At 70.5% G+C, this 22,260-nt stretch carries 21 protein-coding genes; 7 read left to right on the forward strand and 14 right to left on the reverse strand.

Going from position 1 to position 22,260, the window contains the following annotated elements:
• Positions 1-30 precede the first annotated feature (30 nt).
• Genes HD597_RS44790 through HD597_RS44800 form a run of 3 tightly spaced genes read left to right on the forward strand, consistent with a single transcriptional unit; the run spans position 31 to position 2,922 of the window.
• Positions 31-735: a TetR/AcrR family transcriptional regulator gene (locus HD597_RS44790; protein WP_253752252.1), complete on the forward strand. Its 705-nt coding sequence runs from the start codon at positions 31-33 to the stop codon at positions 733-735.
• The gene (locus tag HD597_RS44795; protein WP_253752255.1) at positions 692-2,176 is read left to right on the forward strand and encodes an AMP-binding protein; all 1,485 of its coding nucleotides are present in this window, start codon (positions 692-694) and stop codon (positions 2,174-2,176) included. Before HD597_RS44790 ends, HD597_RS44795 begins: the two co-directional genes overlap by 44 nt.
• A complete protein-coding gene (locus tag HD597_RS44800; protein WP_253752258.1) occupies positions 2,173-2,922 on the forward strand; it encodes an enoyl-CoA hydratase/isomerase family protein in 750 nt (249 codons plus the stop codon). Before HD597_RS44795 ends, HD597_RS44800 begins: the two co-directional genes overlap by 4 nt.
• Here the strand turns inward: HD597_RS44800 and HD597_RS44805 are convergent.
• The 5 genes from HD597_RS44805 to HD597_RS44825 all read right to left on the reverse strand — a co-directional run bounded on the left by HD597_RS44805 (position 2,912) and on the right by HD597_RS44825 (position 7,113).
• A complete protein-coding gene (locus tag HD597_RS44805; RefSeq protein WP_253752261.1) occupies positions 2,912-3,523 on the reverse strand; it encodes a PH domain-containing protein in 612 nt (203 codons plus the stop codon). The genes HD597_RS44800 and HD597_RS44805 overlap by 11 nt on opposite strands.
• Entirely contained in the window at positions 3,520-4,593 is a 1,074-nt protein-coding gene (locus tag HD597_RS44810) for an adenosine deaminase (RefSeq protein WP_253752264.1), read from the reverse strand. The genes HD597_RS44805 and HD597_RS44810 overlap by 4 nt, the downstream gene beginning before the upstream one ends.
• Positions 4,594-4,653: 60 nt before the next feature.
• Entirely contained in the window at positions 4,654-5,007 is a 354-nt protein-coding gene (locus HD597_RS44815; protein WP_253752267.1) for a cupin domain-containing protein, read from the reverse strand.
• 5 nt (positions 5,008-5,012) lie between these two features.
• Complete coding sequence (locus tag HD597_RS44820; RefSeq protein ID WP_253752270.1) at positions 5,013-5,618, reverse strand: AMIN-like domain-containing (lipo)protein; 606 nt, start codon at positions 5,616-5,618, stop codon at positions 5,013-5,015.
• A 133-nt stretch (positions 5,619-5,751) separates the two neighbouring features.
• Positions 5,752-7,113 carry an MFS transporter gene (locus HD597_RS44825; protein WP_253752273.1) on the reverse strand — a complete coding sequence of 454 codons (1,362 nt, stop codon included), beginning with the start codon at positions 7,111-7,113 and terminating at the stop codon, positions 5,752-5,754.
• A gap of 135 nt (positions 7,114-7,248) precedes the next feature.
• Here HD597_RS44825 and HD597_RS44830 point away from each other — a divergent pair, with 135 nt between their 5' ends.
• Positions 7,249-7,635, forward strand: coding sequence for a MarR family winged helix-turn-helix transcriptional regulator (locus tag HD597_RS44830; RefSeq protein ID WP_253752276.1), 387 nt, complete (start codon positions 7,249-7,251; stop codon positions 7,633-7,635).
• A 1-nt stretch (position 7,636) separates the two neighbouring features.
• On the opposite strand, the gene HD597_RS44835 is transcribed toward HD597_RS44830, so the two are convergent.
• From HD597_RS44835 to HD597_RS44860, 6 genes are all read right to left on the reverse strand, one after another.
• The gene (locus HD597_RS44835; protein ID WP_253752279.1) at positions 7,637-8,917 is read right to left on the reverse strand and encodes a thymidine phosphorylase; all 1,281 of its coding nucleotides are present in this window, start codon (positions 8,915-8,917) and stop codon (positions 7,637-7,639) included.
• On the reverse strand, positions 8,917-9,312 hold the full coding sequence (locus tag HD597_RS44840) for a cytidine deaminase (RefSeq protein ID WP_185110143.1): 396 nt from the start codon (positions 9,310-9,312) through the stop codon (positions 8,917-8,919). The genes HD597_RS44835 and HD597_RS44840 overlap by 1 nt, the downstream gene beginning before the upstream one ends.
• Positions 9,309-10,577 carry an ABC transporter permease gene (locus HD597_RS44845; protein WP_253752282.1) on the reverse strand — a complete coding sequence of 423 codons (1,269 nt, stop codon included), beginning with the start codon at positions 10,575-10,577 and terminating at the stop codon, positions 9,309-9,311. Before HD597_RS44845 ends, HD597_RS44840 begins: the two co-directional genes overlap by 4 nt.
• Complete coding sequence (locus HD597_RS44850; RefSeq protein WP_253752285.1) at positions 10,574-11,716, reverse strand: ABC transporter permease; 1,143 nt, start codon at positions 11,714-11,716, stop codon at positions 10,574-10,576. Before HD597_RS44850 ends, HD597_RS44845 begins: the two co-directional genes overlap by 4 nt.
• Positions 11,716-13,260 (reverse strand): ABC transporter ATP-binding protein, encoded by a 1,545-nt coding sequence (locus HD597_RS44855; protein WP_253752290.1) that lies wholly within the window; start codon positions 13,258-13,260, stop codon positions 11,716-11,718. Before HD597_RS44855 ends, HD597_RS44850 begins: the two co-directional genes overlap by 1 nt.
• A gap of 82 nt (positions 13,261-13,342) precedes the next feature.
• The gene (locus tag HD597_RS44860; RefSeq protein ID WP_253752293.1) at positions 13,343-14,410 is read right to left on the reverse strand and encodes a BMP family lipoprotein; all 1,068 of its coding nucleotides are present in this window, start codon (positions 14,408-14,410) and stop codon (positions 13,343-13,345) included.
• A 289-nt stretch (positions 14,411-14,699) separates the two neighbouring features.
• Between HD597_RS44860 and HD597_RS44865 the strand changes: the two genes are divergently transcribed.
• On the forward strand, positions 14,700-16,583 hold the full coding sequence (locus tag HD597_RS44865) for a Xaa-Pro dipeptidyl-peptidase (RefSeq protein ID WP_253752296.1): 1,884 nt from the start codon (positions 14,700-14,702) through the stop codon (positions 16,581-16,583).
• A gap of 51 nt (positions 16,584-16,634) precedes the next feature.
• Here HD597_RS44865 and HD597_RS44870 read toward each other — a convergent pair whose 3' ends face one another.
• On the reverse strand, positions 16,635-17,858 hold the full coding sequence (locus HD597_RS44870; RefSeq protein ID WP_253752299.1) for a M20 family metallopeptidase: 1,224 nt from the start codon (positions 17,856-17,858) through the stop codon (positions 16,635-16,637).
• A gap of 538 nt (positions 17,859-18,396) precedes the next feature.
• Between HD597_RS44870 and HD597_RS44875 the strand changes: the two genes are divergently transcribed.
• A complete protein-coding gene (locus HD597_RS44875; protein ID WP_253752302.1) occupies positions 18,397-19,749 on the forward strand; it encodes a peptide ligase PGM1-related protein in 1,353 nt (450 codons plus the stop codon).
• Here HD597_RS44875 and HD597_RS44880 read toward each other — a convergent pair.
• Positions 19,721-19,939, reverse strand: coding sequence for an SCO4848 family membrane protein (locus HD597_RS44880; protein WP_253752305.1), 219 nt, complete (start codon positions 19,937-19,939; stop codon positions 19,721-19,723). The genes HD597_RS44875 and HD597_RS44880 overlap by 29 nt on opposite strands.
• Before the next feature lie 83 nt (positions 19,940-20,022).
• On the opposite strand from HD597_RS44880, the gene HD597_RS44885 reads away from it, so the two are divergent.
• Complete coding sequence (locus HD597_RS44885) at positions 20,023-21,168, forward strand: D-alanyl-D-alanine carboxypeptidase family protein (protein WP_253752309.1); 1,146 nt, start codon at positions 20,023-20,025, stop codon at positions 21,166-21,168.
• A gap of 79 nt (positions 21,169-21,247) precedes the next feature.
• On the opposite strand, the gene HD597_RS44890 is transcribed toward HD597_RS44885, so the two are convergent.
• Positions 21,248-22,252, reverse strand: a complete 1,005-nt coding sequence (locus HD597_RS44890; protein ID WP_253752314.1) for a YihY/virulence factor BrkB family protein — start codon at positions 22,250-22,252, stop codon at positions 21,248-21,250.
• Positions 22,253-22,260 lie beyond the last annotated feature (8 nt).

Genomic DNA, 22,260 nt, shown 5'->3' on the forward strand with positions numbered 1-22,260 from the left:
AAAGCGGGCGACCGAACGTTCGGTAGGGACATGATCCAGGACCTCACGGACCGCGACACCGACGCCGGCGTGCGGATCAGGACGGCGGCGGTGCTGCTGTTCGCACGGCAGGGTTACGCGGCCACCAGCATCAGAGACCTCGGCAAGGCGGTCAACATGACCAACGCCGGCATCTACCACCACGTCACCAGCAAGGAAGCCCTGCTGGCCGACCTCATGCGGGTCGCCCAGCGCGGCCTCATCGACGCCACCGAGCGCATGCTCGCCCCGTACCGGCGGCCCGCCGACCGCCTGTCCCTGCTCATCGGCTCGCTCACCGCCGTCCACGCCCGCAGCCCCATGACCACCCGCGTGATGGACGGCGAGCTGCGCTCGCTCACCCCGGGCTCGGCCGCCCGCGACGAGATCATCGGCCTGCGCGACGCCTACGAGGCCCACTGGAAGGACGCGCTGGCCGACGGCGTGGCCGAGGGCGCCTTCCGCGTCGCCGACGAGCGGCTGACCAGGCTCGCCCTGATGTCCATGTGCACCGGCACCAGCGAGTGGTACCGCCCCGACGGGCGCTCCTCGCTGGAGCAGGTGTGCGCCGAGTTCGTCGCGATCGGCCTGGCCGCCGTCCGCGCCCCCGCCGTCGCGTCCCTCGCGACCGCCGACCTCTCCCTGCTGCCCGACTATCCGTGGGAGCCGCTGGATGACCGAGACGACGATCCCCGACCTGATGAGGCACGCCGCTAGCACGTACGGCGCGCGCGAGTTCCTCCGCTTCCCCGACACCTCCCTCAGCTTCGCCGAGGCCGACGAGCGCTCCGGCCGGATGGCCGGCGCCCTGATCGACCAGGGCGTGCGCCCCGGCGACCGCGTGGCGATCATGATGGACAACGTGCCCGGCTGGCCGCTGAGCTGGCTGGCCGTGCTCAAGGCGGGCGCGGTCACCGTGCCGGTGAACGTCCGCTACCGGGCCGCCGACCTGGAGCACGTCCTGCGCGACTCGGGCGCCGTGGCCACGATCACCACCGGCGAGCACGCCCCGCACGTCCCCGGCGCCGTGCACCTCCTCGACGCGTTACGGGACGGCACGCCTCGCCCTCCCCGGCAGGCCGACCCCGACGATGTCGCAAATTTTCAGTACACGTCGGGCACTACGGGCTTTCCCAAGGCCTGCATGCTCACCCACGACTACTGGCTCAGGACCGCCCGCATCGCCGCCGGCCAGGTCGAGCTCCGCGACGACGACGTCATGATGATCGCGCAGGCGTACTCGTACATGGACCCCCAGTGGGTCACCCTCCTCTGCCTGATGGGCGGCATCCCCCTGGTGGTGCTCCCCCGCTTCTCCGCCTCCGGGTTCTGGGCCTCGGCCAGGGAGCACGGCGCGACGCTCACGTACGTGCTGGGCACCATGCCCCTCCTGCTGCACAAGCAGCCGCCCCACCCGCACGACCGCGACAACCGCATGCGCGTGGTGCTCTGCTCGGGCATCCAGCCCGGCCTGCACGCCACGTTCGAGGAGCGCTGGGGAGCGCCGTGGCGCGAGCTGTACGGCTCCACGGAGAGCGGCCCCGACCTGATCTCGCCCCTCGGCGCCACCGACACGGTCGGCACCGGCGCGCTGGGCGTCGCGCCGCCGGGCAAGGAGGTCACGCTGGACGAGGAGACCGGCGAGATCCTGGTCAGGGGCGTCCCCATGATGAAGGGCTACTGGAACCATCCCGAGGCCACCGCCCACGCCTTCAGAGGCGGCTGGTACCACACGGGCGACCTGGGCGTCCGCGACGAGCACGGCCGCCTGCGCCACGCCGGGCGGATCAAGGACATGGTCCGCAGGGGCGGCGAGAACATCTCCTGCGCCGAGGTGGAGCACGTGCTCGCCCAGCACCCCGCGGTCCTGTCCGCGGCCCTCGTCCCCGTCGCCGACGACCTGTGGGGTGAGGTCCCGAAGGCGTTCATCCAGCTCCGTCCCGGCCACGCGGGCACCCGGGACACCGCCATGAGCGTGATCGGGCACGCCCGGGAGCGCCTGGCCCGCTTCAAGATCCCGGCGTACGTGGAGTTCGTCGAGGAGTTCGCGCTGACCCCGTCGGCCCGCATCGAGAAGCGCCACCTGCTCAGCCCCGGGCGCGACCAGCGCGCCGCCCCCGCCATCCAGGTTCCCCAGCCCGACAAGGAGCAGCGATGATCGACGTGACCGTACGCGACGAGGTGGCCCTGATCACGCTCGCCCGCCCGGACAAGCTCAACGCCCTCACCGCCGCCATGCGCGCGGACCTGGCGGCGGCCGTGCGCGAGCACGGCACGGGCACCAGGGGCGTCAGGGGCATCGTGGTCACCGGCGCCGGCCGGGCGTTCTCGGCCGGCGAGGACATCAACCAGGCCGTCGGCCGGTCACTGGTCGAGGAGGTGGAGCTGTTCCACGACATGACCAGGGCCGTGCTGGAGACGCGGGTCCCGGTGGTGGCGGCGGTCAACGGCCTGGCCGTGGGCGGGGCCGCCGAGTGGACCCTCTGCTTCGACGCCCGCCTCGGCACCCCCGCGGCCGAGTACTTCTTCCCGGAGAACCACATCGGCCTGTCGGTCTCCAACGCCGCCAGTTACCTGCTCCCCCGGCTCGTCGGCGGCAGGGCGTTGCGGCTGGTGCTCGACTCGACGCGGATGAGCGCGGCCGACGCCCTGGCCGCGGGCCTGCTCGACGAGCTCGTGCCCGCCGGGACGCTGGTGGAGGCGGCGATCGCCCGGGTGCGCCACTGGAGCGCCCCCGGCGCCGCCACCGCCGTGCACCTGGCCCTGCTGCGGCCGTCGGCCGCGGAGGTGGAGCGGGCCTTCCGGGCGGAGACGGAGGCGGCCGGGCAGGTGGAGGCGTCGGGCATCGCCCAGGCCGGCATGACCGCGTTCGTCAACAGGAGCAGGAGCGGCGTCAGGGGATGACGAGGGCGGCGACCACCAGCGCGACCGCGGCGACCAGCACCCCGATCGCGTCGTAGGACCAGCTCAGCCGGGCCGGCGCCGCCTCCTCGCCACGGCGCCTGGCCGACTCGGCACGCTCGCGGATCTGGTCGCCCACCCAGTCGGCGTGCGTCTTGCCGGCGAACGCCTCCACCGCCGCCTGCTCGGCCCTGGGCAGCGTGGGCTCGGTCTTGAACCGCCCCCGCTGCTCGGTGGCGGTGCCGCGGCGCTGCGCCTTGGCGCGCTCGCGGGCGCTGCTCATCGGCGTCCACAGCCGCAGCACCCGCTCGTCGCCGTACTGCACGGTGATGGCGTGCGACACCGTGACGTCCTCGATCGCGGCCCACGGCAGGAACGTGGTGCGGAACGGGTTGCGCCCCACCAGCCCCTCCTCCGTGAACACCGTGGCGGGGCGCAGCGCGACGGCGTAGACGAGCGCCGTCAGCGCCCCGAGCACGGCCAGCGCGACGAGCGACGGCTTGCCGTTGAACCGGACGATCAGGTCCCAGACGTTGAACGCGACGAACGCCAGCCACACCCACGCCAGCACGAACGCGGTCCTGGAACGGTAGGTCTGCTTCACGGCTGCCACTTGATCTGCTGGAACCCGGGCTTGATCACGCCGTTGATCAGCGCCAGCCGCTCGTCGAACGGGATGAACGCCGACTTCATCGCGTTCACCGAGAACCACTGCAGGTCGTCCCAGCCGTAGCCGAACGCCTGCACCAGCTTGTGGAACTCCAGCGACACGCTGGTGGAGCTCATCAGCCGGTTGTCGGTGTTGACCGTGACCCGGAAGTTCAGCCGCCGCAGCAGCCCGATCGGGTGGTCGGCGATCGAGGCGGCGGCCCCGGTCTGCAGGTTGGACGTGGGGCACATCTCCAGCGGGATGCGCTTGTCGCGCACGTAGGCGGCCAGCCGCCCCAGCTTCGCGGAGCCGTCCTCGGACACGGAGATGTCGTCGATGATGCGCACGCCGTGCCCGAGCCGGTCGGCGCCGCACCACTGGATGGCCTGCCAGATCGACGGCAGGCCGAACGCCTCGCCGGCGTGGATCGTGAAGTGGGCGTTCTCCCGCTGGAGGTACTCGAACGCGTCGAGATGCCGGGTGGGCGGGTAGCCGGCCTCGGCGCCCGCGATGTCGAACCCCACCACGCCGCCGTCGCGGTATCGCACGGCCAGCTCGGCGATCTCCCGGGAGCGCGCCTGGTGCCGCATGGCGGTCAGCAGCGTGCCCACCCGGACGCGGCGGCCTCGCGAGCCCTGCTCGAACCCCTCCAGCACCGCCTCCACCACCTGGTCCAGGCTCAGGCCCCTGGTGGTGTGCTGCTCGGGCGCGAACCGCACCTCGGCGTAGACGACCCCGTCGTCGGCGAGGTCCTGGGCGCACTCGGCGGCCACGCGGACGAGCGACTCGCGGGTCTGCATGACGGCGACCGTGTGGTCGAACGTCTCCAGGTAACGTTCGAGCGACCCCGAGTCCGACGCCTCCTCGAACCACTGGCGCAGGTTGGCGGGGTCGGTGGTGGGCAGCCGGGTGTAGTCGCTCTCCCTGGCCAGCTCGACGATCGTCTCGGCGCGGAGCCCGCCGTCGAGGTGATCGTGCAGCAGGACCTTGGGAGCGCGCCGGATCTCGTCATGCGTGGGGCTCATCTGGCCATGATATGAGCACCGCCCGCCCGCGCGCCCAGGCCCGGCCGTCCCCCCGCGTGGTCAGTCGTCGCGGCCCGCCGACTCCGGCGAGAACGCGGGCAGGCACACCGCGACGTACTCGGCCCCGCCGGGCCCCACGCTGTAGCGCACCTTCTCCCCCGGCGAGGTCACCAGCGACTGCCCGGCCTCGACGCGGGTCGTGCCCTCGGCGTGCTCCACGATCACCGTCCCGCGCAGGACCACGGTGTACTCGGTGAACGACGGCGTCTGCGCCGGCTCCTCCCACCCGGGAGGAGCGGTCATGTGGGCGATGGAGACCGCCTCGTCGCCGCTGCTGACGCGGCCGATGTGCTCGTCGATGAGCTTGCCGCCGGGTACGGGGATGCGGGCCGGGCCCTCGATCTTTCTCACCACGCACGTCAGTGTGCCACGTCGAGGATCAGCCGGCTCGGCGAGCCCTGCTCGGTGACCCGGAACGGCGCCCGCTTGCCCAGCACCAGCGCGATGCCGACGCGTGCCTCGAAGTCGCCGGTCCTGACGACGTCCTTGAGGTTGCCGAGGCGGGCCGGGTAGACGGGCCCGCCGGTCCAGGTGGGTGTGCCCTCCTCGTCGTGGGCGTTCGCGGGGAAGAGCGTGAGCTGGAGGTACGCGCCGCCGGGCACGTCGATGGGCTTTCCTGAGCCGTCCTGGACGAGCTCGTCCACCCATTTCACGCTGTATCCGGGAATGTCGCCCTTGAGGTCCACGACGAGCCGGTCGTACGCGCCGTGCGCGGCGTGCCGCACGCCCGTCACCTCGGCGGGCTCGATCCCGGACCGGTCGACGTCCACCTCGGCGGTGCTGGTCGGCGCGGCGGACCCGGTGGGGGTCTGGCGCGGCAGCGTGGCGGTCTGCTGGGCGGTGCCGCACGCGGCGAGCAGGGTGGCGAACAGGGCGGCGAGCAGGGTGGCGAGCAGGGTGGCGCGGCAGGCGAGCGGAACGGCCGCGCGCGACGGCCGGCCGCGGGGCGGGGTTGACGAGCGCATGCCCGGTAGATGCCCAGCGTGCGGGCCTGCAAGCGGCGTCACGGCGGATCGGCGCCAAGCCTCGCAGGCCGTTCCGGACATTCCCCGCGGAACAGGGCCCCACCGGTGCCGGCGGGGCCCTGTCGGGGGCGGCTCAGACGGTCTCGTACGCCTTCACGTTCTCCGTCACGGCCGGCACGCTCCTGCGGGAGCGCAGCCCCGTGGCCGAGATCACCAGCCCGACCAGGGCCAGCACCAGCGACACCACGATCGCCGCGCGCAGCGAGCCGATGGAGAGCGTCTGGCCGCCGCCGGAGGTGAGCACGGCGGTCACCACGGCCAGCACGATCGCGCCGCCGACCTGGCCCGAGGTGTTCAGCAGGCCGGAGGCCAGGCCCTGCTCGTCGTCGTCCACGCCGTTGGTGGCCTGGATGTTGAGCGAGGGGAACGACAGCGCGAACGCGATGCCCAGCAGGATCATGCCGGGGATCACCATGCCGCCCAGGCTGGGCGTGCGGTCGATGCCGAGGAAGACGGCGTACCCGCCGGCCAGCGCGGCGGCGCCGATCACGATCAGCTTGCCGGTGCCGAACCGGTCGGCGAAGTCGCCCATCTTCGTCGAGGTGACGGCGACGAGCAGGCCCGCGGGCAGGAACGCCAGGGCGGTGCCCAGGGCCGACCAGCCGAGCAGGTTCTGGAAGTACTGCATGGCCACGAACTGGAAGGAGACGTAGGAGCCCATGAGGATGAGCAGCCCGAGGTTGGCCCGCACGATGTGCCCGGACCTCAGGATGCCCAGCCGCACCAGCGGGTGGCGCGTCCGCAGCTCGGCGAGGACGAACAGGCCGAGCAGCGCGGCGACGCCCACGAGCGAGCCGATCGTCTGGAACGAGGCCCAGCCGGCCTCGGGCGCCTGCACGACCGTGAACACCAGCAGCAACATCGACGCGGTGATCGTCACGGCGCCGATCAGGTCGTGGCCGCCCTCGGCCCGCTCCTCCCGGCCCTTCGGCAGCACCTTCAACGCGGCCACCAGCGCGATCACCGCGACGGGCACCGGCATGAGGAGCGTCCACCGCCAGCCGATCTCGGTCAGCAGGCCGGACAGCACCAGGCCGAGCGAGTAGCCGCTCGCGCCGCAGGCGGTGAAGATGCTCAACGCCCTGTTGCGCTCCGGGCCTTCGGGAAAGGTCGTCGTGATGATCGACAAAGCGGCGGGCGCGGTGAACGCGGCGGCCACACCCTTGACGAACCGGGCCGCGATCAGCAGCGCGCCGTCGTCCACCACACCACCGAGCAACGAGGCGACGGCGAAGACACCGAGCGCGACCAGGAACACCCTGCGCCGCCCCAGCAGGTCGGCGGTCCTGCCCCCGAGCAACAGAAGACCGCCATAGCCGAGCACGTAGCCGCTGACCACCCATTGCAAGGAGGACGTCGTCAGGCCCAGGTCGTGCTGGATGGCCGGGAGGGCGACTCCGACCATCGAGACGTCCAGGGCATCAAGAAAGATCACAGCGCAGAGCACGGCGAGCGCGCCCCAACGGGATGAGGAAGAGGACATGGGTCAGAACAATACATGCACACACATCTAATGCAAGCGCATTTAATTCCGTTGCATGAGTTTTCCCGAAGTGGTAACCTCCGCGACATGGACGAGCGGTTCGTGGTGGACACCTGGCACTACGTCCTGGCGAAACACGCCAAGGCCATGTGCCAGCTGGAGCGCGAGCTGGGCGACCGGCACGGGCTGGGCCCCAGCGAGTTCGAGGTGCTGGATCGGATCGTGCACCACGACAGGAAGCTCCGCATCCAGGAGCTGTGCGAGGAAGTCCATCTGAGCCAGAGCGCGCTGTCGCGGGTGGTGGCCCGGCTGGAGAAGGCCGCGCTCGTCACGCGCGGGGTGTGCGACAGCGATCGGCGCGGGGTGTTCGTGTGCATCACGGACGAGGGCCGCGCCCGCCACGCCGAAGCTCTGCCGACGCAGCGGGCGGTGCTGACCGAGGTCTTCGCCGACGCCCCGGTCCCGGTCCCCTGAGCTACCGTGCCGTGATGCGGTCGATGACCAGGGGAAGCTCCTCCGCGGCCGACCCGCCCACGGCGTAGCCGCCGTCCAGGGCCTCCAGCGCCCGCTCGAAGCGGGACGTCTCGTCGGCGTGCAGCGTCATCAGCGGCTGCCCGGCCCGCACCAGGTCGCCGGGCTTGGCGTGCAGCACGATCCCGGCCCCGAACGAGACGGGGTCCTCCTTGCGGGCCCGCCCGGCTCCGAGCCGCCAGGCGGCCAGCCCCACGGCGTACGCGTCCAGCCGGGCCAGCACGCCGGACTCCGGCGCCTCCACGGTCATCGTCTCGGCGGCCCCGGGCAGCAGCGCGTCCGGATCCCCGCCCTGGGCGGAGATCATGCGCCGCCACGCGTCCATCGCCGAGCCGTCCTCCAGCGCCTTCTCCGGGTCCTTGCCCGAGGAGATCCCGGCGGCCTCCAGCATCTCCCGCGCCAGCCGCACGGTCAGCTCCACCACGTCCGCGGGCCCGCCGCCGGCCAGCACCTCGACCGACTCGGCGACCTCCAGCGCGTTGCCCACGGCCCGGCCCAGCGGCCGGTCCATGGCGGTCAGCAGCGCTACGGTGCGCACCCCCGCGTCGGTGCCGAGCGCGACCATGGTCTCGGCCAGCTCGCGAGCCGCCGGGACGGTCTTCATGAACGCCCCGGAGCCCACCTTCACGTCCAGGACCAGCGACCCGGTGCCCTCGGCGATCTTCTTCGACATGATGGACGAGGCGATGAGCGGGATCGACTCGACGGTGCCGGTGACGTCCCGCAGCGCGTACAGCTTCTTGTCGGCGGGCGCCAGGCCCGACCCGGCCGCGCACACCACGGCCCCGGCCGAGCGCAGCACGTCCAGCATCTCGGCGTTGGACAGCGAGGCCCGCCAGCCGGGGATCGACTCCAGCTTGTCCAGGGTGCCGCCCGTGTGCCCGAGACCGCGCCCGGACAGTTGCGGCACGTACGCGCCGCACGCCGCCACGAGCGGCGCCAGCGGCAGCGTGATCTTGTCGCCGACGCCGCCCGTCGAGTGCTTGTCGGCCGTCGGCCGGTCGAGGGCGGACCAGTCCATGCGCTCGCCGGAGCGGATCATGGCCTGGGTCCAGTCGGCGATCTCCCGCCGGTCCATGCCGTTCAGCAGGATCGCCATGGCCAGCGCCGACATCTGCTCGTCGGCCACGTCGCCGCGCGTGTACGCGTCGATCACCCAGTCGATCTGGGCAGTGGTCAGCTCGCCCCGGTCGCGCTTGGCGCGGATGACCTCGATGGCGTCCATCAGGCGCTCCTGCTGAGGTCCTGCGGCCCGAACGCGTACGGCAGGATCTCGGCCATGCGCTTCGGCCCGTCCTCGGTCTCGACCAGCAGGTCCTCACCGCCGAACTCGTACAGGAGCTGGCGGCAGCGCCCGCACGGCATCAGCAGCTCGCCGTGGCCGTCCACGCAGGTGAAGGCCACCAGCCTGCCGCCGCCCGAGCGCTGCAGCGCCGAGACCAGGCCGCACTCGGCGCACAGGCCCAGGCCGTAGGAGGCGTTCTCGACGTTGCAGCCGGTGACGATGCGGCCGTCGTCCACCAGCGCCGCCGCGCCGACGGGGAACTTGGAGTACGGCGCGTACGCGTGCCGCATGGCCTCGGTCGCCTCGTCCCGCAGGCCGTTCCAGTCGATGTTCAATGTTGTTCCCCCCGGCGATAGACGACGCCGTCGGCCTTGGGCATCCGCAGGCGCTGGGAGGCGACCAGGAGCACGAGCAGCGTGACCACATGTGGTGTGATGAAGACGAATTCGCCCGGCAACTGGTCGACGGTCAGCCAGAGCCAGAACAGGATGACCATGCCCAGGGCGGATGCGGCCATCAAGGTGTACTGCTTGACGCCTCTGGCCTCCAACTCGGCGGAGGTCAGGCGGCGGATCTGCATCCCGAGGTAGATCAGCAGCAGCAACGCCCCGAACAGGAACAACGAGATGACCGCTGTGGAGGTGCGCAGCCGCAGAGCTTCGGTGTAGCCGAACAGGGAGGCGCCGGCCGCCAGACCGCCGGGCCGCCAGTTGCCGAAGATCATGGCGGCCAGGCCGATGAAGCCCCGCCCCTGCGTCTGACCTTCGACGTACTTGTCGGCGCCGAAGACCAGGAACACCCCGCCGAGACCGGCGAAGGCACCGGAGATGACGACGGCGATGTACTTGATCAGATAGACGTTCACGCCCAGCGACTCGGCCGCCCACGGGTTCTCGCCCGCCGATCGGAGCCGCAGACCGAAGGCCGTGCGCCAGAGCACGAAGAACGTCAGCGGCAGCAGCAGCACTGCCAGGATCACCAGAATGTTGACGTTGTGGGTGAGTCCACGCAGGATGCCCGCCACGTCGGCGAGCAGGAACCAGTGGGTGCTCTCCAGCTTGCCGAGCAGGTCCGGGCCGTCGGACAGGACCGGCAGGCTGACCTCCCACGTGGACCCGGTGACGGCGGCCGAGGTCGTGATGCCCGCGCCCGCGTCGGCGGCCGGGGTGCCCTCCTTGTACAGGACCTCCGACAGGAAGCGGGTGATGCCGGGGCCGAGCAGGTTGATGGCGACGCCGCTGATGATGTGGTCCACGCCGAACGTCACGGTCGCGATGGCGTGCAGGAGCCCGCCGAGCGCGCCGCCGAGCAGCCCGGCCACCAGCGCGGCCACAGGCCCCCACTGATAGCCGGCCCAGCCGGCGAACCAGGTGCCGAGCACCATCATGCCTTCGAGCCCGATGTTGACCACACCCGCACGCTCGGCCCACAGGCCGCCGAGTCCCGCCAGCCCGATCGGCACCGCGAGCGTCAGGGCGGAGGCGATCAAGCCGGAGGAGGTGAGGTCGTCCTGGCCGGAGATGATCCGCACCAGCGCCATCAGCAGGATGAGCACGGCGACACCGATGAGCGCCACATGGTACTTGCCGACCCGGGTCATGCTGTCACCTCAACCGGAGTGTTCCTGCCGAGCTGCTGGGCGGCCCGTCGTTCTTCGAGTCGGAGCGCGAACCGGTTGGTCACCTCGTTGGCCACGACGACGAGCAGGACGATCGCGCCCTGGATGATCGTGACGACGGAGGCGGGGATGTCGGCGAACTGCAGCGCGCCCTGCCCTCGGTCCAAGAAGGCGAACAGGAGCGCCGCCACGGCGATGCCGCCGGGCTTGTTCCGGCCGAGCAGGGCCACCGCGATGCCGAGGAAGCCCAGGCCGGCGGTGAAGTTGGAGTTGAAGGCGCCACGGTAACCGAGGATCTCCGGCAGGCCGATGAGCCCGGCGACCGCACCGGACATCACCATGGCCGCGATCACCATCGTCTTCGGGTTGACGCCTGACGCGAGCGCCGCGGGAGCGTTGAGGCCGCTGGCCTTGACGTTGAAGCCGAACCGGGTGCGCTCCAGCACGACCCAGACCACCACACCGAGCAGAACGGCCACGATGAGGAAGCCCCACAGGCCACCCTCGCGGCTGGGCGGCGTCATCCCGAACCAGCCGAAGACGAAGTTGAGGTCAGGGAACATGGCCGACTCGGGCAGCTTCGGCGTGGTCGTGGAGAGGTCCCCCTCGGCGCGCTGGCCGGCGAAGGGGCCACGAACGAGGTAGGACGCCAGGTTGATCGCGATGTAGTTCAGCATGATCGTGGCGATGACCTCGTTCACCCCCCTGGTCACCTTCATGACAGCGGGGATGAGCGCGTACAGGCCGCCCGCCAGCGCCGCGACCAGGATGATCACGGCGATCTGGATCGGCCCCGGCGCGGTGAACGTCGAGCCCACATACGCCGCGCAGATGGCCGCGATGCGGTACTGGCCCTCGACGCCGATGTTGAAGAGGTTCATGCGGAAGCCGATGGCCACCGCCAGACCGGCGATGAACAGCGGCACCGCCCGGTTGAGCCAGGTGGCGAAGGAGTTGGCCACCGCACGCGGGGTCTCTCCGAAGTTGAAGAAGGCGGTCAGCGCGTCCAGCGGGCTGCCGCCCGCGGCCACGATGGCCACGCTGCAGATCGCGATCGCCAGGATGACGGCGACGACTGCGCCGGCGACGGTGAGCAGCGCCCGGTTGAGCCCGGCGGGCATCACGTCTCCTCAGTGCCGGCGATGGCGCCGGTCATGTAACCGCCCAGCCGTTCGGGCGTGATGTCGGAAGGGTCGAGCGCGGCCACGAGCCGCCCCCGGTAGATCACCTGGATGGTGTCGGACAGCCCGATCAGCTCGTCGAGGTCGGCCGAGATGAGCAGCACGGCGAGCCCGGCGGCGCGGGCGTCGCGCAGGTGGTCCCAGATGGCGGCCTGGGCGCCGACGTCCACGCCCCGGGTGGGGTGGGCCGCGATCAGGAAGGAGGGGTCGCCGCTCATCTCGCGGCCGACGATCAGCTTCTGCTGGTTGCCGCCCGACAGGGCCAGGGCCAGGGTGTCCACGCTGGGCGTGCGGACGTCGTAGTCCTTGACGATGCGCTCGGTGTCGGCCTTGGAGGCCCGCCGGTCGACCCAGATGCCGCTGCGGGCGGGCTTCCTGGTCTGGTGGCCGAGCACCCGGTTCTCCCACAGCGACGCCTCCAGGAGCAGGCCCTGGCGGTGGCGGTCCTCGGGGATGTAGCCGATGCCGGATTCGCGGCGCTTGAGCGTGGACCAGGCGGTGATGTCCTGGCCGGCGAGCTCGATCCGGCCCTGGGCTGACCGGATGCCCATGATGGCCTCGATGAGCTCGGACTGGCCGTTGCCCTCGACGCCGGCGATGCCGAGGATCTCGCCCTTGCGGATCTCGAACGACACGTCGTCGAGGACCAGGCGCTCACCCTCGCCGGGCATGGTGAGCTGGGAGACCTTCAGCGTGACGGTGTCGGTCACGGTGGACTCGCGGGTCTCGGGCGTGGGCAGCTCGCTGCCCACCATCAGCTCCGCGAGCTGCCGCGCGGTGACGTCGGACGGGTTCACGCTGGCGACCGTGGTGCCGCGCCGGATCACGGTGATCGCGTCGGCGATGTCGAGCACCTCGTCGAGCTTGTGCGAGATGAAGATGACCGTCAAACCCTCGGCCTTCAGCTCGCGCAGGTTCTGGAAGAGCTCCTCGACCTCCTGCGGCACCAGCACGGCCGTCGGCTCGTCCAGGATGAGGATGCGGGCCCCGCGGTAGAGCACCTTGAGGATCTCCACGCGCTGGCGGTCGCCCACGCCGAGGTCCTCCACGAGCCTGTCGGGGTCCACGCGCAGGCCGTGGGTCTCGGCCAGCTGGACGATGCGCCTGCGGGCGGCGGCGGTGTCGAGCGTGCCGAGCCGCTTCGGCTCGGCCCCGAGGACGATGTTCTCCAGGACCGTGAAGTTGTCGGCGAGCATGAAGTGCTGGTGCACCATGCCGATCCCGACCGCGATGGCGTCGCTCGGCGTGCGGAAGCTGACCTCCGTGCCGTTGACCTTGATCGTCCCCTCGTCCGGCTTCTGCATGCCGTAGAGGATCTTCATCAGGGTGGATTTGCCCGCGCCGTTCTCCCCGACGATGGCGTGCACCGTGCCGGGCTGGACGGTGATGCGGATGTCGTGGTTCGCGACGACGCCGGGGAAACGCTTGGTGATGCCCTCCAGCTCTACGGCGGGTTTCACCGTGGCCAGGGTGTCAGCACTCATTTCGCCTCTCCTACAGGGGGCGGCATAGACAGAAGGCCCGAAGTTCGGACTCCGGGCCCTCAGCTGTCTCTCCTACCCCGTTTTACGGCTTGGCAGGAACCGTGATCTTGCCGTCGACGATGTCCTTCTTGGCAGCGTCGAGCTTGTCCTTGAGGTCGTCGATCTCGCCACCGGTGGTGGACAGGCCCACGCCGTCGACCTTCAGGTCGTACGTGGTGTTCGTGCCGCCCTTGGCGCCGCCCTGGAAGGCCTTGATGAACTCGAACACGCCGACGTCCACGCGCTTGAGCATCGAGGTCATGATCACCGACTGCAGGTCGGTCTCCTTGACGGTCTGGCGCTGGTCGGAGTCGACGCCGATGGCCTTCTTCTTCGCCGCGGCCGCCGCCTGGAACACGCCGAGACCGGAGTCGCCGGAGGCGTGGTAGATGATGTCCGCGCCGTCCTGGTACATCTTCTCGGCCGCGACCTTGCCCTTGTCGGGGGCCTTGAAGCCGGAGAAGTCACCGTCGGGGGTGAGGTACTTGACGTCGATCTTGGCGTCCGCCTTGACCGACTTCACGCCCGCCACGAAGCCCGCCTCGAACTTCTTGATCAGGTCGCTCTCGACGCCGCCGACGAAGCCGACGTGGCCGCCCTCGGACTTGGTCGCCGCGGCGACGCCCGCCAGGTAGGAGCCCTGCTCCTCGGCGAACAGCAGGCCGGTCACGTTGGGGGCGTTGGAGGCCGAGTCGACGACCGCGAACTGAATGTCCGGGTACTCCTCGGCCGCCTTCTTGACGTCCTCGGCGTAGGCGAAGCCGACACCGATGATCGGGTTGTAGCCCGCGTCCGCGAGCTGGCGCAGCAGGTCGCCGCGGTTGGAGCCGTCGGAGGCCGGGCTCAGCTCCTTGATCTCCGCGCCGAGCTCCGTCTTGGCCTTCTCCAGGCCGGCGTAGGCCGAGTCGTTGAAGGACTTGTCACCGCGCCCGCCGATGTCGAACGCGAGACCCACCTTGAGTGCGCCCTTGGACGCCTCGCTGCTCGCCGCGCCGGTCGGCTCCTGGCTGGCCGTGGTCCCCCCACCGCCACCGCCGCACGCGGCCGCCGCCATGAGCAGGACACCGGCGACCGAACCGAGCGCCACACTGTTGAATCGCTTGCCGAGCAAGGCGACTCCCTTCCATTTCCCCGCCGCCGATTTGGTCGCAGGCGCGACAGAACGTACGGCACCTGCACGGAAGATAGTTGCTTGACCAGGGACAACCAAACTGGGACACAGGGTCGCAACCGCTCCGTTACCGACATCACTCGCGTCCGTGACCTGAATGGCGATACAGGCACTTCGGACACCTTCGGAAAGTTTTGCCCAACTTTGGTGGTCGATCACCTCTTGCCCTCGGCCCCCCTCGTGACGGAGATTCCCACAGACGGTGGAAAACTTCGTATCGGAGCCCCGCATGCACCCGTGGGAAGCCCTCTCCGTGCCGCTGGTCGCCTTACTCGTGGCGACCCTGACCGGCACCACACCCGCCACAGCCGACACCCCGGCTGTGAAGATCGAGAACAACGCCACCCAGCCGACCTTCTCCAGGGCTGACGCCATCCTGCAGACCGTGTTCGTCGAGGTCGCCGGAACCGACAGCGACAACGACGGCGCCGACGACCGGGTCGCCGTGGACATCCTGCGCCCCAAGGAGACCGACCAGGGGCTCAAGGTTCCTGTGATCATGGAGGCGAGCCCCTACTACGCCCCCGGCAACGACGTCGCCAACCACCCCGTGGACGTGGACGAGAACGGCGTCCCCCTGCCCGCCCTGACCGCGCTGTCGGCCAAGCTCGACGCCGCGGGCCCGTTCGACGGCTACTACGACAACTACTTCCTGCCCCGCGGCTACGCCATCGCGCTGGTGGAGAACCTGGGCAGCGCCCGCGCCACCGGCTGCCCCACCTCGGGCGGCCTCAACGAGACCGCTGGCCCGAAGGCCGCGATCGACTGGCTGAACGGCCGCGCCAAGGGCTTCGACACCGCCGGCAACCCCGTCGAGGCGACCTGGTCCACGGGCAAGGTCGGCATGATCGGCGTCTCGTACAACGGCACGCTGCCCAACGCCGTCGCCGCGACCGGCGTCGAGGGCCTGGAGACGATCGTGCCGATCGCCGCGATCTCCAGCTGGTACGACTACTACCGCGCCAACGGCGGCGTCCTCGCGCCGGGCGGCTTCCAGGGCGAGGACCTGGACGTGCTCGCCAAGTACGTGCTGACCAGGCAGAACGGCCAGGAGGCGTGCGGCGCGGTGATGGACGACCTGACCGCCACCCAGGACCGGATCACCGGCGACTACAGCCGGCTCTGGGACGAGCGCAACTACCTCAACGACGTGCGCAAGGTGAAGGCCAGCGTCTTCGTCGTGCACGGGCTCAACGACTGGAACGTCAAGACCAAGCAGTTCGCGCAGTGGTGGTACGCGCTGTCCAAGCGGCACGTGCCGCGCAAGATCTGGCTGCACCAGGGCACCCACATGAACCCCTTCAGCCTGCGCACCACCGAGTGGCTGCGCCAGCTGCACGGCTGGTTCGACCACTGGCTGTACGGGATCGACTCGGGCATCATGCGCGAGCCGCAGGCGGACGTGGAGATCGGGCCCGGCCAGTGGGCCCAGCACGCCTCGTGGCCGCTGCCCGGCGCGGCGACCGTCCCGCTCTTCCCGGGCGCCGGCTCCTCGCTCGGCCTGATCCCGCGTCCCCGGTCGGCGCCGGAGACGTTCGTGGACCAGAAGGTCAGGACGGCCGAGCAGCTCGTGGAGGCGACGGGGGCCGATCCGAACCGGCTGGCGTACACCACCGGGGCGCTGCCCGCCGACGTGCGGATCTCGGGGACGCCGACGGTCTCGGTGCGGGCGTCGCTCAAGGACGGGGCCTCGCCGTACCTGACGGCGCTGCTGGTGGACTACGGCACGGACGTGCGCCCGAACGGGACCCTGGTCTCCACCGGGCAGAGCTACTGCTACGGGCAGGGGGTGCCCGGTGACACGGGCTGCACCACGCTCAGGACGCTCGGCACCGCCACCACCCCGTACAAGATCGTCACCCGGGGCTGGCTCGACGTGCGCAACCGCCATCGCGCGGACCGGACGGAGCCGGTGCGCCCGGGCAAGGAGTACACCTTCACCTGGGACTTCCAGCCGACGGACTACCTGTTCAAGAAGGGGCACCGGCTGGGCCTGGTGATCATCTCGACCGACTACGACTACACCCTGCGCTACCCGCCGGGCACCAAGGTCACCGTGTCGCCGGGCAAGTCGGCCCTGCGGCTCCCGGTGGTGTTCGGCAGGCTGCCGTAGCCGGAGAACGACGGACCCCCGCCGGAATCCGGCGGGGGTCGCCCGGGGGTGTCAGGCCATCGCGGAGGTGATCGAGTCGAGCGGGCCGACCTCCCACAGCGCCGTCAGCGCCGTGGCGGCCATCACCCGCACGCCCATCGAGATCGCCTGCTCGTCCACGTCGAACGTGCCCTGGTGGATGTCGTAGGTGAGCCCGTCGGGCGAGCGGGTCCCCAGCCGGGCGAACGCGCCGGGGATCGACTCGAGGTACCACGCGAAGTCCTCCCCGCCCAGCGACTGCTGGGTGGGGACGACGGCTCCGGCGCCGAGGGCCCGCTCGGCCGCCTCGGCCAGCATCTCCACGCTGACCTCGTCGTTGACCACCGGCGGCACCCCGCGCGTGTAGTCCATCGTGGCCTCGATGCCGTAGGCGCCGGCCACCGACTCCAGCAGCGACTTGATCAGGTCGGGCGCGGCGTGCCAGGCGTTCTCGTCGAGGCAGCGCACCGTGCCCTCGGCCACCCCGTCGTCGGGGATCGCGTTGGCGGCGGAGCCGGCCTCGACGCGGCCCCAGACGAGGCTGAGCGACGAGCGCGGGTCGACGCGGCGCGACAGCGCGGCGGGCAGCTCGGTGAGGATCTTGGCCAGCGCGAAGACGAGGTCGGCGGTCAGGTGCGGGCGGGCGGTGTGGCCGCCGGGCCCGGAGACGCGGATGACGATCTTGTCGCAGGCGGAGGTGATCGGGCCGCTCCTGAGGCCGACCTGGCCCACGTCCACGCGCGGGTCGCAGTGGAGGCCGAAGATGCGGTCGACGCCGCTGATGCCGCCCTGGGCCATGACCTCGAGCGCGCCGCCGGGCAGCTCCTCGGCGGGCTGGAAGATCAGGCGCACCCGGCCGGGCAGCAGCCCCGCGGCGGCCTGCTGGGCCAGGAAGAGCGAGGTGCCGAGCAGGATCGTGGTGTGCACGTCGTGCCCGCACGCGTGGCAGGCGCCGGCCACGGTCGAGCGGTAGGACACGTCCTTCTCGTCCTGCAGGGGCAGCGCGTCGATGTCGGCGCGCAGCGCGACGGTCGGCCCGTCGCCGCTGCCCACGTCGCAGATGAGCCCCGTGCCCCTGGGCAGCACCGAGGGCGTCAGCCCGGCGGCGGTGAGCCGCTCGGCGATCCGCTGTGTCGTGCGATATTCGGCGAAGGCCAGCTCGGGATGCATGTGCAGGTCGCGGCGGAACGCCACCAGCTCCTGCTCCGTCTCCGCCAGGAACGCGTCGAGTTCCCCCCGAAGCTCACGTCCCCGCATATGTCACCGTCCCGTCCCATGCCGCGCGCCCCACACGTACTGGCCATCGCGGCTCGTGCGCTCCAAGAAAAACTCTCCATCCCGCGGTGGCCACCCGGGTTGAGCGGCCGCTCGGCGAATCAAAAGACACACCCGGTGGTTTCGGTGCGCGAGATCGTCAGCACGGGCTTCGCAGTGAACTGTCGCGAGTGCCGCTGCAGCCCGGGAGCACAGCGGTCGGCCGTGAGCCCGATGGCGATGCTTCGACTTTATCGCTCCCGTGCCGCTTCGCGACGGCAGATACACCAAAAGTTGCCTGACGGCAGGCCCGTAACCGCAGGTGGGTCACGTTCCGTAGGCATACGGCTGATCCGGAAATAGTCACAAGGGATCAGTAGATCGTGACCCGATGCTGTCAGTTCAAACGTGGTCAGCGATTCCGAATCCTGTCACCTTCTGTCATGGTCATCACACTTCAGCGATGGCTGCATTTGAGAAGAATGCGTGTTTCACTCGCTATATGATCACTAATATCCCGTTCGGGGAGAAGAGTGCTGGGTTGAGCATCTTCGAGCCGAGTGAGGGGACCCTGGTGGTCGTGCCCTCGCTCTCCCTCCCGCAGGATGAGCTCCGCCGGATCACGGGAGCCAGGTCGTACGAGGAACGTCTGCTGTTCCTCCTGCTCACGCTCCGCGAGCCCGGGGTCAAGGTGGTCTACCTGTCATCCGCGCCCGTCGATCCCGACATCATCGACTACTACTTCGCCTTCCTGCCCGACCCGGATGACGCGGCCAAGCGTCTGACGCTGATCAGCCTCGACGACCCCTGGTCCCAGCCGTTGACCAGGACCCTGCTCGACCGGCCCGACGTCATCGAGCAGCTGCGCGCGGCGATCGACGGCGACGCTTGGCTCGTCCCGTTCGTGCTGAGCGAGCTGGAGGAGGAGCTCGCATCGCTACTCAACGTTCCCCTCTACGGACCCGCCACGTCCCTTTCCTATTACGGCTCCAAGAGCGGGGCCCGGGAGGTGGGACATGAGGCGGGCGTGCCGATGGCGCGCGGCTTCGGCGACGTGCGTTCCGAGCTCCAGATCGAGGAGGCACTGGAGGCCCTGCCGGGCGAACGGGTGATCGTCAAGCTGAACGACGCCTACTCGGGCCTCGGCAACGCCGTCGTCACCAAGGCCGACAGATCGCTGACCAGCTTCTCCGCCGCGGGCGAGAGCTGGGACAACTATCTGCGCAAGATCCGGGACCGGGGGGCGGTGGTGGAGGAGTTCATCGAACATAGGCCGCTCTACTACCCCAGCGCGCTGGCTCAAATCACGCCGGGCGGACATGCCCAGGTGCTCGCCACGCACGACCAGGTGCTCGGCGGCCCGAACGGGCACGTCTACCAGGGCTGCACGTTCCCCGCGGCGCCCGAGTACCGCGCCGAGGTGGGCGAGTCGGCCGCGCGGATCGCGCGGGTCCTGGCCGGGCGCGGCGTGGTCGGGCTGTTCGGGATGGACTTCTTCGCGCTCAAGGCCGACGCCGGGTACGCGGCGCTGCTGTGCGAGATCAACCTGCGGATCGGCGGCACCACGCATCCCTTCGGCGCCGCCGTGCTGACGACCGGGGCCACCTACGATCCGGCCACCGGCCACCTCATGTGCGGTGACCAGCCGAAGTTCTACACCGCGACCGACAACTGCGCCTCCGGCTGCCTTCGCGGGCGCACGCCCGGTGAGGTGATGCGGACCGCCGATCGGCTCGGCATCGGCTTCGACGCCGGGCGACGCACCGGGAACGTCTTCCACCTGCTCGGCGCCATCCCCGAGCACGGCAAGCTGGGCTTCACCTCCATCGGTGACTCCCGGGAGGAGGCCGACGAGCTGCACGCGCTCACCCGGCGGCTCCTGTGCGGTCCCTGACCTGGCGCAGCCCGCGCCAGCCGATCACCGCCAGCACGGCGCCGAGGATGACGTTCACCACGATCAGCACGCCGTGCACCACGTAGAAGCCGGTCGGGTGCCCATCGGCCAAGTTAAACCCCAGGTTCACCCACTCGAAGATCATGAACGCGCCGAGGACGATGAGGAAAACGGCGATCTTTCGTGACACATGTACCTCTCTAGCATCGAACGTCGATCTTCGGGGGATGTGTCGCCACATGCGCATTAACACGGAGCTACGCTGAGACCGCCATGTGGACGAAACTCGTGCCGGTCACGGCACTCATCGCCTCGGTCGCGCTCACCGGCGGGACCGCGCACGCCGAACCGACGACCCCGATCGGCGGCGAGGCGCTGGGCAGCCGCGGCCTGGTCGCCCCCACGGGCGTCAGGAAGCCGCCCAAGAGCAAGGCTACTGCCTACGTCGTCGCGGACGCCGACACGGGTGAGGTGCTCGCCGCCAAGGATCCTCACGGGCGATACCTGCCGGCCAGCACGCTCAAGACGCTGACCGCGGTCACCCTGATCCCCAAGCTGGACAAGAACCGCAAGGTCCGGCCCAGCCACAACGCGTGCAACCAGGAGGGCAGCGCGGTCGGCCTGTCGCCGAAGGCCACGTACAAGGTCGAGGACCTGTTCAGGGCGCTGATGATGTCGTCGGGCAACGACGCCGCCATGGCGCTCGCCGAGACGAACGGCAGCCTGGCCAAGACCATGAGCGACATGAACGCCGAGGCCAAGCGGCTGCAGGCGAACGACACCGTGGCCAAGACGCCCAGCGGGCTGGACAAGCCGGGGCAGAGCAGCTCGGCGTACGACCTGGCGCTGATCGCCCGCGCGGGGCTGGCCAACCCCGACTTCCGGCAGTACATCAGCACGAAGACCGCCCGGTTCCCGGCGCCCAAGGGCTACTACGAGATCAGCAACCACAACAAGCTGCTCTGGCGCTACGACGGCATGGTCGGCGTGAAGAACGGCTGGACCTCCAAGGCGCAGGCCAGCTTCGTCGGCGCGGCCACCCGCGGCGGCCACACGATCGTGGTGAGCATCATGCGGCACGAGGGCGGCTTCTGGGACGAGGTCACCCAGCTCCTCGACTGGGGCTTCTCGGTGCGGGGCAGGACGGCCCCGGTCGGCCGGCTCGTGGACCCGCTGCCCGCCTCGGCGCTCGCCGCGCCCCAGCAGCAGTCCGCCGCGCCGGGCGCGCCGAACGCGTCGGCCTCTCCCGGCGTCTCCGTCACGCCGGCCGCCCAGCCGCCGCTGCTGGACACCGCCGCCTCCAAGCAGACCGACTCCACCAGGACGGTCGGCTCGCTGGTGATCGGCGGAGGGCTGCTGTTCGGGCTGATCTGGCTCGGGTACGGCATCCGCCGCAAGCGCGGCCGACCCCGCCTCTGACGGGCGCAGACCTCACGCCTGCCACGGGCGCAGACCTCACGCCTGCGATGAGCTCAGGCCGCGACCGGGGGCGGGGAGATCACGCCTCCGAGCGCTCGCCCGCCCTCGACGGCCGCTCCGGCAGGGGCGCCGGGCCGTCACCGGGCGGGCTGCCCACCTCCGTGGACGGGATCGGCGAAGGGGACGGCGGCGGGCAGAGCCCCGCGGTCGCCGTCCAGGCCGCGACGAAGAGGATGAGCCTGGCCGAGAAGTTCATCCAGACGAGCAGGCCGACGATGGCGGCGAACGCGCCGTACACCACGTTGCCCATCGTGGTCGCCAGCAGCAGCGTCGCGATCTGCTTGAGCACCCCGAACAGGATCGCGCCCAGCAGGGCCCCCTTGGCGATCACCCGGAACGGCTGGGTGGGCCGGGCCACCCAGCCGAGCAGGATCACGAACAGCAGCCAGTCGGCCCCCACGCTCGCCACCACCCCGGCGGCCCGGAACGTCAGCGAGCCCGCCAGCGAGTCCCCGCCGAACACGAACTTCATGAAGTGGTCGGTGGCGGTCGTGGCGAACCCCGCGACCAGCACGGACGAGATCGCCGTGACGCCCAGCAGGATCAGCGAGGCCAGGTCGCGCAGCTTGCCGAGGAAGAAGTCGAGCGGCGGCGTGGTGGTCATCGACATCTCGCGCAGGGCCCCGCGCAGCGCGTCGAGCGCGCCGAGCCCGGCGTAGAGCAGGCCGAGCAGGCCGATGATCCCCGCGGTCATCTTGGCCTCGGCGATCTGCTCCAGGTTGAAGTCGAGCTTGTCCATGATGCCCGGCAGCCGCTCGGCGATCGCCTGGTTCATCGCCTTGCGGGTGGCGTCGCTGGTGGCCACCACGAAGCCGAGCAGGGAGTACCCCAGCACCAGCAGCGGGAAGAAGGACAGGAACGTGAAGTAGGTGACCGCGCCCGCCAGCCGGTCGCCGGACTGGAGCTGGTAGCGCTGCGCCGCCCGGATGAGATGGTCGAGCGACAGCCTGCGCACCCTCCAGTAGTCCAGCTTGGCGCGGCCCCAGGCCTTCACCGATTCGACGCGCTCGGTCAGACTCGCCATCACACTCC

Origin of the sequence: Nonomuraea thailandensis (assembly GCF_024172165.1) — a bacterium.
GTDB lineage: Bacteria > Actinomycetota > Actinomycetes > Streptosporangiales > Streptosporangiaceae > Nonomuraea > Nonomuraea thailandensis.

Coding starts and splice junctions, on each gene's coding strand:
- HD597_RS44885 (WP_253752309.1), top strand. CDS start 20,023: ATGTGGACGAAACTCGTGCCGGTCACGGCACTCATCGCCTCGGTCGCG.
- HD597_RS44890 (WP_253752314.1), bottom strand. CDS start 22,252: ATGGCGAGTCTGACCGAGCGCGTCGAATCGGTGAAGGCCTGGGGCCGC.
- HD597_RS44870 (WP_253752299.1), bottom strand. CDS start 17,858: ATGCGGGGACGTGAGCTTCGGGGGGAACTCGACGCGTTCCTGGCGGAG.
- HD597_RS44830 (WP_253752276.1), top strand. CDS start 7,249: ATGGACGAGCGGTTCGTGGTGGACACCTGGCACTACGTCCTGGCGAAA.
- HD597_RS44855 (WP_253752290.1), bottom strand. CDS start 13,260: ATGAGTGCTGACACCCTGGCCACGGTGAAACCCGCCGTAGAGCTGGAG.
- HD597_RS44820 (WP_253752270.1), bottom strand. CDS start 5,618: ATGCGCTCGTCAACCCCGCCCCGCGGCCGGCCGTCGCGCGCGGCCGTT.
- HD597_RS44845 (WP_253752282.1), bottom strand. CDS start 10,577: ATGACCCGGGTCGGCAAGTACCATGTGGCGCTCATCGGTGTCGCCGTG.
- HD597_RS44795 (WP_253752255.1), top strand. CDS start 692: ATGACCGAGACGACGATCCCCGACCTGATGAGGCACGCCGCTAGCACG.
- HD597_RS44800 (WP_253752258.1), top strand. CDS start 2,173: ATGATCGACGTGACCGTACGCGACGAGGTGGCCCTGATCACGCTCGCC.
- HD597_RS44790 (WP_253752252.1), top strand. CDS start 31: ATGATCCAGGACCTCACGGACCGCGACACCGACGCCGGCGTGCGGATC.
- HD597_RS44865 (WP_253752296.1), top strand. CDS start 14,700: ATGCACCCGTGGGAAGCCCTCTCCGTGCCGCTGGTCGCCTTACTCGTG.
- HD597_RS44835 (WP_253752279.1), bottom strand. CDS start 8,917: ATGGACGCCATCGAGGTCATCCGCGCCAAGCGCGACCGGGGCGAGCTG.
- HD597_RS44810 (WP_253752264.1), bottom strand. CDS start 4,593: ATGAGCCCCACGCATGACGAGATCCGGCGCGCTCCCAAGGTCCTGCTG.
- HD597_RS44850 (WP_253752285.1), bottom strand. CDS start 11,716: ATGCCCGCCGGGCTCAACCGGGCGCTGCTCACCGTCGCCGGCGCAGTC.